This is a genomic window from Thioclava sp. NG1 (assembly GCF_003122275.1).
In the GTDB taxonomy this organism is placed as follows: domain Bacteria; phylum Pseudomonadota; class Alphaproteobacteria; order Rhodobacterales; family Rhodobacteraceae; genus Thioclava; species Thioclava nitratireducens.
The window spans coordinates 1-16,686 of record NZ_QFBB01000014.1; the positions used below are offsets into that span (position 1 = coordinate 1).

General features: G+C 63.2%; 16 protein-coding genes. 3 read left to right on the forward strand and 13 right to left on the reverse strand.

From position 1 onward, the window contains the following. Positions 1–123: 123 nt before the first annotated feature. Positions 124–465 (forward strand): DedA family protein, encoded by a 342-nt coding sequence (locus DEM26_RS18855; protein ID WP_158275166.1) that lies wholly within the window; start codon positions 124–126, stop codon positions 463–465. A 183-nt stretch (positions 466–648) separates the two neighbouring features. Here DEM26_RS18855 and DEM26_RS18860 read toward each other — a convergent pair whose 3' ends face one another. The 12 genes from DEM26_RS18860 to DEM26_RS18915 form a co-directional block, all read right to left on the reverse strand. After that, the gene (locus DEM26_RS18860; RefSeq protein WP_158275167.1) at positions 649–1,569 is read right to left on the reverse strand and encodes an XdhC family protein; all 921 of its coding nucleotides are present in this window, start codon (positions 1,567–1,569) and stop codon (positions 649–651) included. A 10-nt stretch (positions 1,570–1,579) separates the two neighbouring features. Further along, positions 1,580–2,752 carry a M20 aminoacylase family protein gene (locus tag DEM26_RS18865; RefSeq protein ID WP_109173134.1) on the reverse strand — a complete coding sequence of 391 codons (1,173 nt, stop codon included), beginning with the start codon at positions 2,750–2,752 and terminating at the stop codon, positions 1,580–1,582. 11 nt (positions 2,753–2,763) lie between these two features. Beyond that, positions 2,764–3,354, reverse strand: coding sequence for an SRPBCC family protein (locus DEM26_RS18870; RefSeq protein WP_109173135.1), 591 nt, complete (start codon positions 3,352–3,354; stop codon positions 2,764–2,766). Further along, positions 3,354–4,247, reverse strand: coding sequence for an NAD(P)-dependent oxidoreductase (locus DEM26_RS18875; protein WP_233243211.1), 894 nt, complete (start codon positions 4,245–4,247; stop codon positions 3,354–3,356). Before DEM26_RS18875 ends, DEM26_RS18870 begins: the two co-directional genes overlap by 1 nt. Beyond that, entirely contained in the window at positions 4,244–6,622 is a 2,379-nt protein-coding gene (locus DEM26_RS18880; RefSeq protein ID WP_109173136.1) for a xanthine dehydrogenase family protein molybdopterin-binding subunit, read from the reverse strand. Before DEM26_RS18880 ends, DEM26_RS18875 begins: the two co-directional genes overlap by 4 nt. Further along, positions 6,619–7,116 carry a (2Fe-2S)-binding protein gene (locus tag DEM26_RS18885; protein WP_088722091.1) on the reverse strand — a complete coding sequence of 166 codons (498 nt, stop codon included), beginning with the start codon at positions 7,114–7,116 and terminating at the stop codon, positions 6,619–6,621. The genes DEM26_RS18880 and DEM26_RS18885 overlap by 4 nt, the downstream gene beginning before the upstream one ends. Continuing rightward, positions 7,113–7,982: an FAD binding domain-containing protein gene (locus tag DEM26_RS18890; protein WP_109173137.1), complete on the reverse strand. Its 870-nt coding sequence runs from the start codon at positions 7,980–7,982 to the stop codon at positions 7,113–7,115. The genes DEM26_RS18885 and DEM26_RS18890 overlap by 4 nt, the downstream gene beginning before the upstream one ends. Positions 7,983–7,986: 4 nt before the next feature. After that, positions 7,987–9,096 (reverse strand): ABC transporter ATP-binding protein, encoded by a 1,110-nt coding sequence (locus DEM26_RS18895; RefSeq protein WP_109173138.1) that lies wholly within the window; start codon positions 9,094–9,096, stop codon positions 7,987–7,989. A gap of 13 nt (positions 9,097–9,109) precedes the next feature. Further along, positions 9,110–10,075, reverse strand: a complete 966-nt coding sequence (locus DEM26_RS18900; protein ID WP_199224704.1) for a carbohydrate ABC transporter permease — start codon at positions 10,073–10,075, stop codon at positions 9,110–9,112. Position 10,076: 1 nt separating this feature from the next. Then, a complete protein-coding gene (locus DEM26_RS18905; RefSeq protein WP_199224705.1) occupies positions 10,077–10,922 on the reverse strand; it encodes a carbohydrate ABC transporter permease in 846 nt (281 codons plus the stop codon). Positions 10,923–11,053: 131 nt separating this feature from the next. Continuing rightward, a complete protein-coding gene (locus DEM26_RS18910) occupies positions 11,054–12,388 on the reverse strand; it encodes an extracellular solute-binding protein (protein ID WP_233243212.1) in 1,335 nt (444 codons plus the stop codon). A gap of 237 nt (positions 12,389–12,625) precedes the next feature. Next, the gene (locus DEM26_RS18915; protein WP_199224706.1) at positions 12,626–13,351 is read right to left on the reverse strand and encodes a TetR/AcrR family transcriptional regulator; all 726 of its coding nucleotides are present in this window, start codon (positions 13,349–13,351) and stop codon (positions 12,626–12,628) included. A gap of 178 nt (positions 13,352–13,529) precedes the next feature. Between DEM26_RS18915 and DEM26_RS18920 the strand changes: the two genes are divergently transcribed. Beyond that, positions 13,530–13,841 carry an NIPSNAP family protein gene (locus DEM26_RS18920; RefSeq protein WP_075777132.1) on the forward strand — a complete coding sequence of 104 codons (312 nt, stop codon included), beginning with the start codon at positions 13,530–13,532 and terminating at the stop codon, positions 13,839–13,841. A gap of 294 nt (positions 13,842–14,135) precedes the next feature. Here DEM26_RS18920 and DEM26_RS18925 read toward each other — a convergent pair whose 3' ends face one another. Beyond that, complete coding sequence (locus DEM26_RS18925) at positions 14,136–14,444, reverse strand: hypothetical protein (protein WP_109173141.1); 309 nt, start codon at positions 14,442–14,444, stop codon at positions 14,136–14,138. Between the two features lie 242 nt (positions 14,445–14,686). Between DEM26_RS18925 and DEM26_RS18930 the strand changes: the two genes are divergently transcribed. Beyond that, positions 14,687–16,603 (forward strand): SLC13 family permease, encoded by a 1,917-nt coding sequence (locus tag DEM26_RS18930; RefSeq protein ID WP_233243214.1) that lies wholly within the window; start codon positions 14,687–14,689, stop codon positions 16,601–16,603. Positions 16,604–16,686 lie beyond the last annotated feature (83 nt).

The window sequence follows — 16,686 nt, forward strand, 5'->3', positions numbered from 1 at the left end:
GTGTCAGCTTGTGGAGTGGAAGGCTCTGGCGGCGGGACTGATCCTGTCGTGAAACCGGCCACGATGAAGCAGGAAAGTGGATCTGATCAAGAAAAATCGGCTCCATGAAAGCGGCGATACATCTTGCTCAGCCCATCGGAGCTGGACCAGGCCGATCGCTGGTTCTCCCGTTTCGGCAGCGCCGCAGTCTTTATCTCGAGGCTCTTGCCGCTGGTGCGAACCTTCATCTCCCTCCCGGCCGGCATCGCACGAATGCCGTTCTGGAAGTTCCAGATCTACACATTCATGGGCTCGTGGCCCTGGTGCCTCGTCCTTGCCTATGTCGGCCTCAAGCTCGGCGAAGAGTGGGGCAAAAGCCCGGCCCTGCGCAACACGATGCACGCCCTCAACGGTGTGGTGCTGGTTGCGATCCTGGTAGGCCTCGGCTTCTACGTCCGGCGCTTCTTGAAAAGTCGGAAGGCCTAACTGCGGGCGAGAGCCGGGCAGCCACGAAGGCTCGACCACCAAAGACATCGATGGTGGCCTCTGCTGTGACGCCTGCCGAAAGAAAAGCGCCGCTCAAGGCATCGGTCGAGCTTTTGTCGCTCAGAGCATTTTTGGGCTCAGATAAGGTTCGCAGGAACTTGTTCGGGCCGGCACCCTCGAATTTCATAGGCCGCGCTGCACTTCTGCAAACACTTCGGCCAGCACCGAAACGGCCAACAGCCTTGGGTCGCGCGCGGATTGGATCACCCCGATCGGCCCGCGAACCCGCGCGCGGGACGCCGCCTCGACACCACGGGCCTGCAAGCCTTTCTGTCGGCGATTTTGCGCGCGCATGCTTCCCTGCGCTCCGATATAGAACGCGGGAGTTGCGAGCGCCTCTTGAAGTATATCCAGTTCCCAATCGTGATCGTGAAACAGAAGGATCACGGCGGTATGGGCGTCGATGACAACATCTAGAGGGATCGCGCTTCGGTCCAACTTTCGGACCAAGCAACCTGCGCCTTCAGCATTGGCAAACGTGTCGTCTTCGGGCGTCAAAAGAAGATGCGGCGCGCCGGTGGCGCGCACCAGATCGGCGAAGAAGACCGCCTCGGCGCCAGCCCCAAAGATCACGAAGCGAGGCTCCGGGAGGAAAGCGATACGCAGATCAACCGTCTCGTCGCGAGCCTCGTCCTTGGGCGCGAAACGCAAGCCACCCGACGCGCTCAACCCTAAGGCCGTCTCCTCGCGCCGCGCGCGCCGGTCTGCCAACTCGGTCAACAAGGCGCAGTCCGGCGCGGGGATCACTGTGACCTCGAGCGCGCCGCCGCAGGGCAGTCTCAGATCGAAAAAGGGCGAGCCCGCGCCATAGCGCAGCTTGCGCACCTTCCCGTCGGCCAGCACCGCGAGCGCATGATCGACCACATCTTCTTCGATACAGCCGGAGCTGAGCGCCCCGAAGCGCCGACCGTCCGGCAAGATCGCCATCGCTGTGCCGAGATTGCGATAGGCCGGGCCTTCGATGCCGGAGATAACCGCGATCGCTCCCGGCACATCGGATCGCGCCAGTTCGAACCAGGGATCTTGCGCGGCGGGATGCGTCACGGCAGGACCCTCAGTCGTTCGACCCGGCCAGCGCGCGATGCGCGACCTCGACGAAGAACTGCACGCCGAGCGGCAGGATCGCATCGTTGAAATCGTAATGCGGGCTGTGCAGATTGCGACCGCCTTCCGCCGAGCCGTTGCCGATCCAGCCATAGGCGCCGGGCACCTTCTCCAGAAGGAACGCGAAATCCTCGCTCGCCATGCTGGGTGCGTAATCGACCTGCACCGCATCGCGGCCCACGATGGCCTCGGCCGCGCGGCGCGCCGTTTCGGCGGCCCCCGCGTCGTTGATCGTGGCAGGGTAGCGGCGCTGATCGGTCAACTCGGCCTTGGCGTGAAACGCCTCGGCGATCATCTCGGCGCGGCGCGTCATCTCGACCTGCACGAAATCACGCGTCGCGGGGCGCAGGGTGCGCACGGTGCCGCGCAAGATCACTTCGTCGGGGATCACATTGAGCGTGTGGCCCGCATGTATTTGCGTCACGGAAATCACCGTCGCGTCGGTCGGATCCACCGCGCGGCTCACAATCGTCTGCCACGCCATCTGCAACTGCGCGGCCAGCGTGATCGGGTCGATCCCCTCATGCGGCATCGCGCCATGCGACCCCTTGCCCATCACCTTCAGTTCGAACGTGTCGAACGCGGCCATGACGGGGCCCGCGCGCATCGCGATCTTGCCTGCCTCCAGCCCCGGCCAGTTATGCAGCGCAAAGGTGCTGTCGAGCGGGAACTGATCGAGCAACCCATCCTCGATCATCACCCGCGCACCGCCTTCGTTTTCCTCGGCGGGCTGGAAGATGAACACCACCGTGCCCGGACCCGGCGGATCGACCGCCATCACCTGCGCCGCCCCGAGCAGCATCGTGGTGTGACCGTCATGGCCACAGGCATGCATCTTGCCGGGGATCTCGGAGGCATATTCCGCTCCGGTCAGTTCGGAAATCGGCAGCGCATCTATATCGGCGCGCAGGCCGACCGTCGGCCCTTCGCCATTACGCAGAACGCCGATCACCCCGGTCCCGGCGAGCCCCTCGTGGACCTCGAGCCCGAACCTGCGCAACTCAGCTGCGATGAAGGCAGCGGTCTCGTGTTCTTCGAAGGCCAGTTCGGGGCGGCGATGCAGCGCGTGCCGCCATTCGACCAACTGGTCTTCCATCGCCTTGATCGCCGGGGTGATGTTCATCGCGCGTCCTTTCAACCAAAGAGCCAGCAGATCCCAAACCCGAGGCCAAGACCGACCAGAAGCCAAGCCACGCGGTCGATCAGCGGAATATGCCCCACCGCCGCAGTAGCCACCGCACCCGTCGGGGCGGCGCCTGCGCTATCCGAACTTACATCCTCCGCCTCGCCGGTCACGACCCGCGAGAAGGCATTGAAGAAATCCTCGGCATTCTTGCGCGCGACGCCCTGGATCAATCGCCCGCCGACCGCGGCCAGTTTGCCGCCAACCTCGACATCGGCGACATAGGACAAACGCGTGCCCTCGCCTTCGGGCGCGAGCTTGATTTCCGCGCCGCCCTTGGCGAAGCCCGCAGGGCCACCCTGCCCGCGCCCGGTGATCCGGTATGAGACGGGGGGGACGAGATCGCTCAGCTCCACCTTGCCGCGAAAACTGGCCGAGACCGGGCCGACCCGCGCCACGACCGTAGCGGTGAATTCGGACTCACCCGTCTGCTCCATCGCCTCGCAGCCCGGGATCGCGCGGCGCAGCACCTCGGGATCGTTGAGCCCACGCCAGACGGTTTCGGGATCGGCCGGGATCAGGTGATCGCCTTCGAACCGCATCACCCGGCCTCCGCATGAATCGCGTTATAGGCACGGTAGAGCGCCTGCGTGCCCTCTTCGCCGAAACCGTCATCCACCAGCTTCCCATAGAGGCTGCGCGCCAGCGACAGGCCCGGCAGATCGAGGCCCAGTCTTTCGGCTTCGCTCAGCGCGATCGACATGTCCTTGACGAAATGATGGACGAAGAAACCCGGTGCGAAATCCTCATCGACCATCTTCGGTCCGAGCCCGTTGAGCAAGAAGCTCGACGCCGCCCCGGTTCCGATGACCTTGAGAACCTGCATCGGCTCCAGACCGGCGGCGCGCGCATAGCTGATGCTTTCCGCGACCGCGAGCATGGTCGAGGCGATGGCGATCTGGTTGGCCATCTTGGTGTGCTGGCCAGCCCCCGCCTTGCCCATCAGCGCGATATTTCCGCCCATCAACTCCAGCACCGGCAGAACCCGCTCGAACGCCCGCTGGTCGCCGCCCAGCATGATCGCGAGCTTGCCCGCTTTCGCGCCGACATCGCCGCCGGAGACCGGTGCATCGAGCGCAGAGAGGCCGCGCGCGAGAGCCGCCTGCGCGATCTTCGCGGCCAGGGCCGGGCTCGAGGTGGTCATATCGATCAGCACCGAGCCCGGGCGCGCCTTGGCGATGATCCCACCCTCACCGAGGTAGACCTGTTCGACATCGGCTGGGTAGCCCACGATGGTGATCGTGATGTCGCTGGCCTCGGCAACGGCGCCGGGGCTGTCGCACCATGTCGCCCCCTTCGCGACGAGGGCATCGCCCTTGGCGCGGGTGCGGTTGTAGATGTTGAGCGGATGCCCCGCGGCGAGGATATGCCCCGCCATGTGCTGGCCCATGATTCCGAGTCCGATGAAGCCGACGCTGAGTTTCTCTTCTTTCACGGCTGGGTCCTTTTCATTGAGCTGGGCGCGGCCTCCCGCAGGAGCGCGCGAATGGACTGGGGGGTCAGCGGAAGACGCTCGATCGTCACGCCGCACGGCGCGAGCGCGTCGCTCACGGCATTGGCGATCACGCCGATCGCACCCATCACGCCGCCTTCGGCCATGCCCTTGATCCCGGCGGGCGTGCGGTGGTTCGGCGTATGGTGGTGCAGGATTTCGAACTCCGGCAGTTCGTTCGGGGAGGCCACGAGGTAATCGGCGAGCGTCGCAGAGAGGTTCTGCCCCGTGCCGTCATAAACGACCTGTTCCAGCAACGCGCCGCTCAGCCCCATCGCGATCGCCCCTTGCTGCTGGCCGCGCACGACGATCGGGTTGAGGACGGTGCCGGCGTCCTCCGCGACGAGATAGCGGTCGATCGAAATCGCCCCGGTCTGCGGATCGACCTCGACCTCGCAGGCGTGGGTCGAATTGGAATAGGTCATCGCGGGCGGGTCGTAACTGTGCGAGAAGTCGAGCCCCGGCGCGATCCCCTCGGGCAGCGCCAGCGGGTCGAGATAGGCGCGTCGCGCGATATCCGGCAACGCAAGCCCCGTCTCCTGCCAGTCGTCGCCAATCATCCGTTCGATCTGGCCCGCCCGCATGCGCAGCCCACCAGCACCGTTGAGATCGAGCATCGAGGCCGCAATCGCGAGCACCCGTTCGCGCGCCTTGAGCGCACAGAGATAGAGCGTCCCGCCCCCGGCGGTCGCGCCGCGCCCGCCGCGGCTACCCATGCCGTAGGGCGCGATATCGGTATTGCCCATATGGACCGTGACATCTTCCGAGCGCACGCCGAGCCCTTCGGCAACCGCCTGCGAAAGCGGGCTCTCGTAACCCTGCCCCGTGCCCATCAGCCCGACGGAAGCGTTGACCGCCCCGCTCGGCTCGATCCGCACCCATGCCGATTCATGGCCCGATCCGGGGATGCCGGCGGCTTTGTAGAATTCCGATCCGTAAGTTGTGCTTTCGATTACCGTGCAAAGCCCGAGCCCAAGAAACCGCCCCTCGGCGAGCGCCTTCTCTTGCCGTTCGCGGAACGCGGCGACATCGATCGCTTCCACGGCGATCTCGAGCGTTTCCCGCGGGCTGACATCCTCGAGGATTTCGCCCGTGGGCATCTTGTAGGGCAAATCCTCCGGGCCGAGCGCGTTGATGCGGCGCAGCTCGACCGGGTCGAGGCCCAGCTCGCGGGCGATGGCATCGATCGTGCCCTCCATCACCCAGCTTGTGATCGCCATCGGCGCGCGCATCGGGCCAGCACCGCATTTGTTCGTCAGTGCGACGCGGACGTCATAGGCGTAGTCCTGAATCCGGTAAGGCCCGGTCATGATAAGCGCGATGACGCGGGCCATGTAATTGGCCGGGTAGAAGCAGTAGCCGCCGAAATCCTCGTCGATCTCGAGCTCGAGACCGAGGATCCGTCCGGTTTCGCTGACCGAAGCGCGGGTGCGGCACTCGTATTCCCGCGCATGCGCGGCGGCCATCAGGTTCTCCATCCGGTCCTCGCGCCACCGAACCGGGCGTCGCAGGTGACGAGACAGAGCCGCGACCGTGAGTTCCTCGCGATAGAGCGCGATCTTCTGACCGAACGCGCCGCCCACATCGGGGCTAATGACCGTGACCTGGCTTTCCGACAGGCCCAGCCGCGCAGCAAGCTGGCTGCGCAACGGGTGCGGAACCTGATTGCCGATATGCATGTTCAGATGCGCGCGCCCTTCATCCCAATCGGCGACGCAGCCGCGCGTCTCCAGCGGAACATGGGTGTGGCGATGAAGCGCGAAACGGGCCTCGACCACGCGATGCGCCTCGGCCCGGCGCGCGGCAGGATCGCCGACATTCAGGCTTTGATGCGAGACCAGATTGCTCGAAAGGCTGTCATCGACCAGCGCCGCATCGGGAGCGAGGGCTTCCGCGATCGAGGTTACGGCCGGAAGCTGTTCATAGTCGACAGTAACGCACTCGGCCGCATCCTCGGCGAGGTAGCGATCCGTCGCGACCACGCAGACCACCGGATCGCCGTGGAAACGGACCTTGTCGATCGGCAGCGTCGTCATTTCGGTTGACTGCAACCCTTCGATCGGCGGCGCGAGACGCAGCCGCGTCGTCATCTGATCGAGATCGCGCCCGGTGAAGACACCTACGACCCCGGGCATCTCAGAGGCTTCTGCGCTGTCGATCCCCAGAATGCGCGCATGAGCGTGGGGCGAACGCACGAAGCTCACATGGAGCGCGCCGGGAAAGGCGAGATCGTCGAGATAGCGCCCGCGGCCCGTGACAAGGCGTCGATCCTCCTTGCGCGGCAGGGCGCGACCGATCTCTGTGAAATCACCGCTCATGCCGCCTCTCCACGCATCCGGGCCGCAGCCTTCAGCACGGCGGCGACAATATTCTGATAGCCCGTGCAGCGGCACAGATTGCCTGACAGGACGTCGCGCACCTCCTCTGCGGTCGGGTCCGGGTTCTCGCGCAGATAATGCTCGAAGGTCACCACGATGCCGGGCGTGCAGAAACCGCATTGCAGCCCGTGTTCCTCGTGCAGCGCCTGTTGAAGCGCCGAGAGGGCATCGGGCCGCCCCATGGCCTCGACCGTCGTGACCTCGTGGCCCTCCATCTGGGCGGCGAAAGTCAGGCAGGCACGGGCGGGGCGCCCGTCGATCAGGATCGTGCAGGCACCGCAGACGCCGTGCTCGCAGCCAACATGGGTGCCGGTCAGAGCAAGATCCTCGCGCAGCACATCCGACAGGAGCTTGCGCGCAGGCACCCGAACTTCGTGGGTCTCGCCATTCACGCTCAGCGAAAGCGTCAGGGGGTTGTGTGTCGGAGCGGTCATGCACCCTTCTCCCGGTTCAACGCGGACTGGAACGCGCGAATGACGAGCGTTTCGGCAAGCTCCCGGCGATAGACCGCGGGCACCTGCTCGCTGTCTTCGGGCGCAATCGCCGCGGCACTCGCGGCTGCGAGGTCACGGATGGTGTTCTCGTCGGCAGGCCTGCCCTGAGCGCGCGCCTCGATCTCGGGCAGGCGCAGCGGAACGGTATCGACGCCCCCAAGCCCGAGCCGCAAAGCAATGATCTTCCCCTCCGCGTCGCGCGCGAAACTGAGCGCGACGCTGACCAACGCGAAATCGCCGTGACGTCGGGAGAAAGCCTCGAAGGCCCACAGATCGCCGACGGGGAGCGGAAAGCGCAGCGCGGTAATCAGTTCGCCATCGCGCAGATCGACCGTCATGATCGATTGCAGGAAATCGGACGCGGGAACTTCGCGCGCGCCTGCGGTTCCCGAAATCACCAGCGTCGCCCCCAGCGTCACCGCGATCAGCGGCAACTGGGCGGCGGGGTCCGCATGGGCGAGGCTGCCGCCGATAGTGCCGCGCTGGCGGATCGCGTAATGCCCGATCGAGGCGGCAGCGGCACCGAGAAGCGGCAGGCTCCGCTGCACTTCCGGCGCATTGGCAAGTCGGTGATGGCGCGTCAGCGCACCGATCTCCAGCATGTTCTCCTTCACCCGGACGCGGTCCAGCTCGATCAGATCGTTGAGATCGACGAGATGGCTCGGACGCGCCAGTCGCATGTTCAGCATCGGCCCGAGGCTTTGTCCTCCGGCAATCGGTTTCGCTGCGGGCCCATGCGCGCGCAATAGTGCCAACGCCTCAGCGAGGTTCGCGGGCCGATGGTAGGTGAAAGGGGCCGGTTTCATCGCTTCAAACTGCGTTCCAGACCAGCGACTGACCGGTTTCGCGATCGAAGACATGCAGGCGGTTGAGATCGACCGCGAGGGTGATGTCCTCGCCGAACGCATGGCGCAGATCCTTGCCGACGCGGAAGAACAGCTCCTCGCCGCCGAAATCCATACCCAGATACTGATCCGAGCCAACCGGAAGCACCGAAGTCACTGTGCCACTGAGGGCATTGTATCGCGGCTCGGCGGTGCCTTCCGCGACATCCTCGGCCCGGATACCCAGCCGCACTGCGCGGTCCTCCTGCCCTTTCAGGCGCGCCGCCTGATCGACCGGCAACACAAGACGCAGCCCATCGCGGACGAAGGCCATCTCGCCATCCGGACCTGCCTCGAGCACGCCGTCGAAGTAGTTGATAGGCGGGCTGCCGAGGAACGACGCCACGAAAGTGTTCGCCGGGCGCTCGTAAATGTCGTCAGGCGTGCCGATCTGCTGCACGACCCCGTCATTCATCACCACGATACGATCCGCGAGCGTGAGCGCCTCGGCCTGATCGTGGGTCACGTAGACGAAGGTCGTCTCCATCGCGCGGTGAAGTTCCTTGATCTCCGCCCGCATTGAGATGCGCAGCGCTGCGTCGAGGTTCGAGAGCGGTTCATCCATCAGGAAGACCGACGGGTCGCGGACCATCGCGCGGCCGAGTGCCACACGCTGGCGCTGGCCGCCCGAAAGCTGCGATGGACGCCGGTCGAGCAGGTGCGAAATCTCGAGCTTCTTCGCCGCATCGCGAACGCGCTCGTCGATCTCTTCCTTGGACGCGTTCCGCATCTTCAGTCCGAAGCCGATATTGTCGTAGACGGTCTTGTGCGGGTAGAGCGCGTAGCTCTGGAACACCATCGCGACGTCGCGCTTGTGCGGGGGCACGTAGTTCACGACCTGCTCGTCGAAAATCAGATCGCCGTCCGAGACTTCCTCGAGCCCTGCAATCATGTTGAGGGTCGTGGATTTGCCACAGCCCGAAGGGCCGAGCAGGACGATGAACTCCCGATCCTCGATATCGAGGTTGAGATCGCGCACGGCATGGAAGCCGTTGGCGTATTTCTTGTTGACGTTGGTGAAGCGGATCCGGGCCAAGACTTTGTCCTTTCTAACCTTTGACAGCCCCGGCGGTCAGACCGGAAACGATGTAGCGTTCGAAGACGATGGCGACGATCACCGGCGGCACGACCGCCAGGACGCCCGCGGCGTTGAGGAAGGAGAAGCTCACCGTAAAATCCGAGGTGAACGAGGCCAGCAGGATCGGTAGCGTTTGCGACGCAGAGGTCTGCGTGAACAACAGCGCGAGCAGGAACTCGTTCCAGCTGGTGAGGAAGGTAAAGAGCACCACGGCGACGAGCGAGGGCATCGAAAGTGGCAGGAACACCTTGATCAGCGCCTGGAACCGCGAACAGCCATCGACCCGCGCGGCCTTGTCCAGCTCGTCTGGGAGGCCCTCGAAATACTGGATCAGGATGAAGACCGTGAAGGGCACCGTGATCGCGAGATAGGTAATCACCAGCGATCCAAGCGTATCTAGCATCCCGAGCTTCCGGATCACCAGGAAGAACGGCACGACCAGCGCGATATCGGGGATCACCCGCGTGATCAGGATGAAGTAGACCGACGCGTTGCGCCCCCAGAACCGGATCTTCGCGATGGCATAGGCGGCGGGAACACCAACGAGCAGGTTCAAGATCACCACCAAGGTCGCGACGATCAGGCTGTTGGCCATCGACGGCAGAAGGTTCTCGGCGGTCGAGGGGATGAAATCGCCCGCGGCCGGATCGGTGCCCGAGCGCGTGTCGTAGGTGAGGGGCTCATCGTTTCCGGCGGTGAAGATCGCCTCGAAATTGCGCAAGGTGGGCTCTTCGGGAATCCAGTGCGGCGGGATCGAGACGATCTCCGTCTCGGTCTGGAAGGCCGAGGAGACAAGCCAGGACACGGGCGCGAGCACGTAGGCCGCCACGACGATCGCGGAGGCAAAGATCACCAGGCGCTGGACGATGCGCCCGATTTTCTGGCGGCGGCGGTAGTCGATCGTGTCGACAGGCGGGGTGATAGGCATATCGCTCATGTCAGATCTTGCGCCCCAGCGTTCGGATGAAGAGGTAGGAGAGTGCGAAAGTCGCGATTGCGAGAAGGTAGGACATCGCAGCACCGCTCCCGAAGGACAGGTTGCGGAAGGTCTCGACATAGATGTGCCAGGAGAGCACATGCGACGCGCTGCCGGGCCCGCCCTCGGTCAGGATGAAGAACAGGTCGAAATGGCGGATCGCCATCATCGTTTCGTAGATCATCACCAGCATGAAACCGGGCTTCATCGCCGGCAGGGTGACATGCACGAAGCGCTGCCAGACCGTCGCCCCGTCGACGCGCGCCGCCGCATAGAGATCGGACGGGATCGACTTGAGCGAGACCAGCAGAAGGATCGTCGCCAGCGGCACTTCCTTCCACACGAAGGCATTGGCGATCAGGAACAGCGTTTTGTCCTGATCGCCCAGCCAGACCATGTATTTGTCGATGAAATCGAGCTGGTAGAGCAGACCGTTCAGCGCGCCATAGCTGGAATCGTAGATCCATTTCCACATCAGCGCATTCGCGACATAGGGGATCGCCCACGGCACCAGCAGGATCGTGGAGAGGATACGGCGACCGCGGAATTCCTGGTTCAGCAGCAGCGAGACAAGCAGCGCGATGAGGGCAATCGCGGTGACCGAAACGAGCGAGAAACTCACCGTGCGCCAGACCCCACCCCAGAAAGCTTCGTCGCCCAAGAGATCGGTATAGTTCTTCAGCCCGACGAAGGGGGTCCGGTTCGGACGGGTCAGCTTCATGCTGAAGAAGCTGATGTAAAGCGAATAGGCGATCGGGAAGACCGCGACCGCGCCCAGCACGGCCATAACCGGAGCAAGAAACAGCATCGCGCTGCGCTCCTCGTATCCCACCCGCCATCTCGGGCGTGTCGCCCGTGTCATTGCATTCGCCACGTCATGCTCTCCCGTTGCCCTGCCCGCTCGTCGGCGGGCCTTTCAAAAAGGCCCGCCGCGCTTGTTCAGTAGCTGTCCTTCAACTCGTTCCAGAGCTCGGCGGATTTCTGGACCGCGCCGGCGGCGTCGACATTGCCGAGGATCGCCGATTGCCAGGCCGAACCATTGGTGTCGTTCCACTCGCCGAACCACGGGGTGACCGTGTCCTTCTTGCGCGCAAGCGCCTGCTGAGCCTGAATCATGTCGACATCGCCGTAGGAGTCGTAGGCCGCGCGGATCTCGGGATCCTCGAACAGCGGTTTGACGCCGAACCCGGCCCCGATATCGAGGAACAGGAGCTTCTGGAACGTGTAGGCGCCGTCCGCCTTGCCGCCGAACCATTCGATCAGCTTCGCGGCATTCTCGGCGCGGGCCTTGTCCTGCGCAGCTTGCGCCGACATGCCGTGGAAACGCATCCAACCGACCGTCGCGTGAGAGCCGTTGGCGCCCTGCGGCATCATCGCCTGCTTCACGTGGCCGGCGATCTGCGACTGTTCGGGGTCGTTGAGCATCCGCAGACGGTATTTCGCAACCATCGCGAAAGCATGATTGCCCGCCGCGAAGGCTTTCAGACCAGCCAGCTCGCCGGTCTCCACACAGGCGGGCGAGACGATCTTGTGCTTGTTGACCGCATCGACGACCCAGCTCAGCGCCTCGACGGCCCCTTCTTTCGGGTCTTGCATCACGGCCATACCGTTGTCGTCGACCAGACGCCCGCCATGCGAATAGACCAGCGTCGAGATGAACTCGATCAGCCAGCTTTCCTGCGCCATTGCCAGCATCATCGGGTAGTCGGCAATGCCCTTCTCTTTCATCACGAGCGACTGCTCGACCAGCTCATCCCAACTCGACGGCGGGGCGTCGAACCCAGCTTCCTTGAGCTTCGCCTCGTCATAGAGAAACGCCATGTAATCGGTGTAATAGGTCAGGCCATATTGGCGACCGCCGTAGGTCATCGAGTCGGTGCAGAAGTCCTCGGCCTCGGCATTGTATTTCATCAGGCTGTCGAACTCGTCGACCGGGGCGATCCAGCCGGCTTCGGCCCATTCGGGGAGCCAGGAATCCGAGACCCACATGGCGTCGAGAGGAGCGCCGCCGACGAATTTCGCGACCATGCCCTCGCGGTATTGGGCCCAGGGCGAATTGCCGTAATTGACGGGAATCCCGGTTTCCTTGGTGAAAGCGCTGAGGTGGCTCTGCACGGTGTCTACTGCAGCCGACCACGTATGCATCGTCAGCGCGGCCGTTTCGGCTTTTGCCGGACGAACCAGACCCGGCGCCATGAGCGCGCCGGCGCCAGCTGCCGAGTAACGGAGGAAATCCCGGCGCCCGAGACGGCGCGTCTTATCCTTGAGCATCATTCGATTCCTTATGCGTGGCCGCCTCAGCCGAGCCCGATCAAGGCCCGATCCAAAGCAAGCCGTCCCTGTTGGTCTTGTTTGTGAGGAATGACGCTATTGGCGATTTATTTATTCGTCAACTGACGACAAACGAAAAGTTGAAGATTTCCTTTCCGCAACGGAAATCGCACAAGTTTTCAGCACCTGCGGAGCCCTCCGCAGACGAAAATGCGACAAAAATGGAGCTGATTGCAGCGCTCAGCGGCCGCTGCACACCTCGACCATGTCCTCGAATCCCGCGAGGAACACACGAACATGCATCGAAACCACCTGATCTTCGGTGAGTGACAGGCTGCTTTGATAGATATGACGCCGAATCGCATAGTGAGAGATCGCACCATGCAGCGTCCACGCCATTTCGCGGAGCAATGCGGGATCTTCCGGCAGCTCCACGCCGCGCTCATGTGCCACCTCACGCATCACCGTCTCCAGCAACTGCATGACGATCGCTGCGATGTAGTCAGGCGCCATATTCGCCTCAGCCAGCGAGGCATAAAGGAACAATCGCAACCACTTGCGCGTCAAGGTGGACTGAAGATAGTCGCGATAGAATGCATCGAGGCGCTTGAAAACGGGCTGCGATCGATCCTGAAGCTCCACGAACCAGACGGCCTTGAAGGCGCCAAGAATCTCTCGGTTATAGACCTCTTTGAGCAGGTCTTCCTTGGTCGGAAAGAAGCGATAGAGAAGGCGCTGGGAGATACCGCATTTCTCCGCCAGCTGACGCGTTTGCCCCGCCAGCCCATTCTCGGCGAAGAATTCAGTAGCGACGTCCAGAATCTGAGCACGGCGCTCGTTGAACGGCATCCGCACAGTCCCCTGCGGCGAACCGGGCTTGCTTCCGGCGCCGTTCGTTTTGGACGAACCTTCAGTCATTTTCGGCTTGGTCTGCACGTTTTCCCCTTGGCACCCCTTGTTGTTCATTCTGGCGCCGGACGCAATGACTTGAGCCTTTTACATTAGCCCATTCCGCAGGAAGGCAAAGTCTGTTTTCGTCACTTGACGACTTATATGTTGCGAAAGCCCAGGATTTGGTCGTAGCTTCGGCCCGTCAGGTCGCGCCAGCACCTGCGATTTTCTGCCATTCATGCCGGAGCCCAACATGATCTACGAACAACGCACCTATCGCATCACGCCCGGGAAAGCGCCCGAGTTCCTGAAGCTTTATGAGGCCGAGGGCCTGCACATCATCACCCAATACGCGAAGCTGGCTGGATGCTGGATTAGCGACAGCGGCGTGCTGAACGCTGTCACTTTCCTCTGGGCCTATGAGGATTACGGCCACCGCAGCGCACAACGGGCCAAGCTGGGCGCGGACCCGGAATGGCAAGGTTTCGTGCCCAAGATCCTCCCCTATCTCGTGCATCAGGAAAGCATCTTCCTGCAGCCCGCAGCATTCTCGCCACTCGACTGAGACAGGCGTAGGCAGCGCGCACAGGCTTGGCCATCCACTGCGCCGCCTACGTTCTACCACGGATATCCGGCTGACACGTTCACGACACGCGTTTGCCCGAGATTGATTTCCGTCCGGTGATGCGTATGCCCGAAATACGACTCGGCCAGCTGATATTGGCGAATTAGATCGGTGAGATCGCTCGCGTAGAACCAAGGGAGCGGAGCTTCTGGGGGGGACCGCGGCCAGGTGCGGGGCACGATGAGTGACGACAACCGTCGCGCCATCGAACGGCGCTGCCAGCTGCGCGCGCAGTCATTCGCGATGGTCGTGGTGTTGCGCAATCGTGTCGGCTGGCCGCGCCTTGCGGTAGTTGCTTCGCGCGCCGCGGATGTAGCGATAGCCATTCATCACCCAATCCGTTTTGGAAGATTTCACCGCAACGCTACCCGGTCCGCGCGCGAAATCACTCCACAGAGTGCCGCGTAGGTAGCGCTTGTTTCCGACGGTGATCTCCCGCTTCTGAGCGAAATTTGCCCCAGCGTCGCGCGCGATCTTTTCGAGATCACCCTGAAGAACATGGCACCCGAGGAACCCATCAGCAATTTCAGCCGGGCCAGGCATCCGCGCGGTGCGAAAAAGGCTTGATCTAGCTGACGCGAAAAACGGAAGTCGGTATCTTGGCTGGCATCCGCGGTGCGAACTGACACGTGCCATGAGTTGGCTTTAGAGGCTAGTCTGAGCGGAGGGGCTGGGGACCAGGTCGTCTGGCGATCAGCGAAAAACAGAGCAAAGAACTCCGACCTTCGCGCTGGCAAGGCAAGATAAATGCGTGCGAAATTCCATCTGGTGCGTATCGAAGGCATGTGGTTCCTGCCATCATAGCAGCGGACCTCACGACCAAGGATCGCATGATGACAGCGCCACAAATCACCTTGTTTGCGATTCTGGCCGGAACCCTCGCGCTGTTCTTGTGGGGGAGGCTTCGCCACGACCTGGTTGCCTTGGCCTCGCTGATGGCCTGCGTCTTGACCGGGTTGGTTCCGGCCGATGCGGCGTTTGCGGGATTTGGCCATCCTGCCGTGATCACGGTGGCCTGCGTTCTGATACTAAGTCAGGGGTTACAAAATACCGGGGCGGTAGACTGGCTGGCGGGGGCAATTCTACCTTCCGAGGCAAAGCGTCTGACCAGCATGACGGCGCTCATAGCCCTTTCGGCTGTTCTTTCTGGCTTCATGAACAACGTCGGAGCGCTGGCGCTTCTCATGCCGGTCGCGATCCGGCTCGCCGGACGGCTGGACCTGACACCCGGGCAGATGCTGATGCCCCTGGCCTTTGGCACGATCCTCGGCGGCATGACCACGCTGGTCGGCACACCGCCCAACCTGATCGTCTCGGGTTTTCGCGCCGAAGCCGGATTGGGGCAGTTCGGTATGTTCGACTATGCCCCCGTAGGTGTCGCGGTCGCCGTCGTCGGCGTGGCGTTCATCGCGCTTCTCGGATGGCGCATCGTGCCTGCGCGCAAACCGATGAGCACGGCAGGTTTCGACACTGGCAGCTATCTCACCGAGGTTCGGGTGCCCGATAAAAGTAAGGCCGTGGGACTGACCCTGCGCAAGTTCGAACGCGGGATTGAAAAAAGCGGCGCGCAGATCATCGGGCTAGTCCGTAACGACGTGCGGATGACCGCGCCACATGGCGGACGGCGCATACAGGCGGACGACGTTCTGATCCTGGAAGCCGAAGCTCAAGAGCTCGCCGAAGTATTGTCGGCCTTCGGCATCACGCTGGAAGAGGAGGAGAGCGGGGCGGCGCGAGCGGAAAGGAAAGCCGGAGAGACGACGCCACAGACCGAAAACGACGAAGCCGAGAGCAACAACTCCGCCGAGGACACCGCTGCAGCGGCGAAGCCTTCGGACCGCGACGAGGATATCGTGTTGCGCGAATTCGCGGTGCTTCCGGGCTCCACGATCGTCGGGCAGTCCGCGACTGACCTGCGGTTGCGGACGCGCTACGGCCTCAATCTTCTGGCCGTCTCACGGGAAGGACGCCCCCCGCGGACGCGGCTGCGGACGCTGAAGCTGAAGCCCGGCGATCTGCTGATGATGCAGGGGCCCGCCGAGATCATGGCCGATTTCATGAACGAGACCGGTTGCGCGCCTCTGGGAGAGCGGGAATTGCATCTTCCCAACGCGCGAATGGCGATCATCGCCAGCGCGCTCTTGCTTGGCTCTATCGGCATTGCCACCTTCAGGCTGCTGCCGGCATCCGTGGCCTTTACGTTAGGGGTTCTGGGCTCGATGCTGCTGCGAACCGTGCCGCCCGGGCAGGTCTATAAAGCCATCGACTGGCCAGTCATCGTCCTGCTGGCGTCGCTTATCCCGGTGGCCGGCGCGATGCAGACCACTGGTGCGGCAGATGTTCTGGCGCGTTTTCTGGTCGAGACGATCGCGCGCGGGAACTCCATCGCGGCTCTGGCGGCAATTCTGGTCACCACGATGTTCCTATCCGACTTGATGAACAATGCGGCCACGGCAGCGGTGCTGAGCCCAGTTGCCCTGGGCATCGCCGCTTCGCTCGACGTGAACCCCGACAGTTTCCTGATGGCGGTGGCGATCGGGGCATCTTGTGCTTTCCTCACACCGATCGGGCATCAGAACAATACGCTCATCCTCGGGTCGGGCGGCTTTCGCTTCGGTGACTACTGGAAGCTTGGACTGCCGCTCGAGATAATCGTCGTGGCCGTAAGCTTGCCGCTGCTACTGATCGTCTGGCCGCTTTAGGCTGCCGCGAGGGCGCGCGCTGACCAGCAGCCGTTTCTCGCCAGATCTAGCCCGGGACGCGAACTCGGCCTGCATGGGGCTCC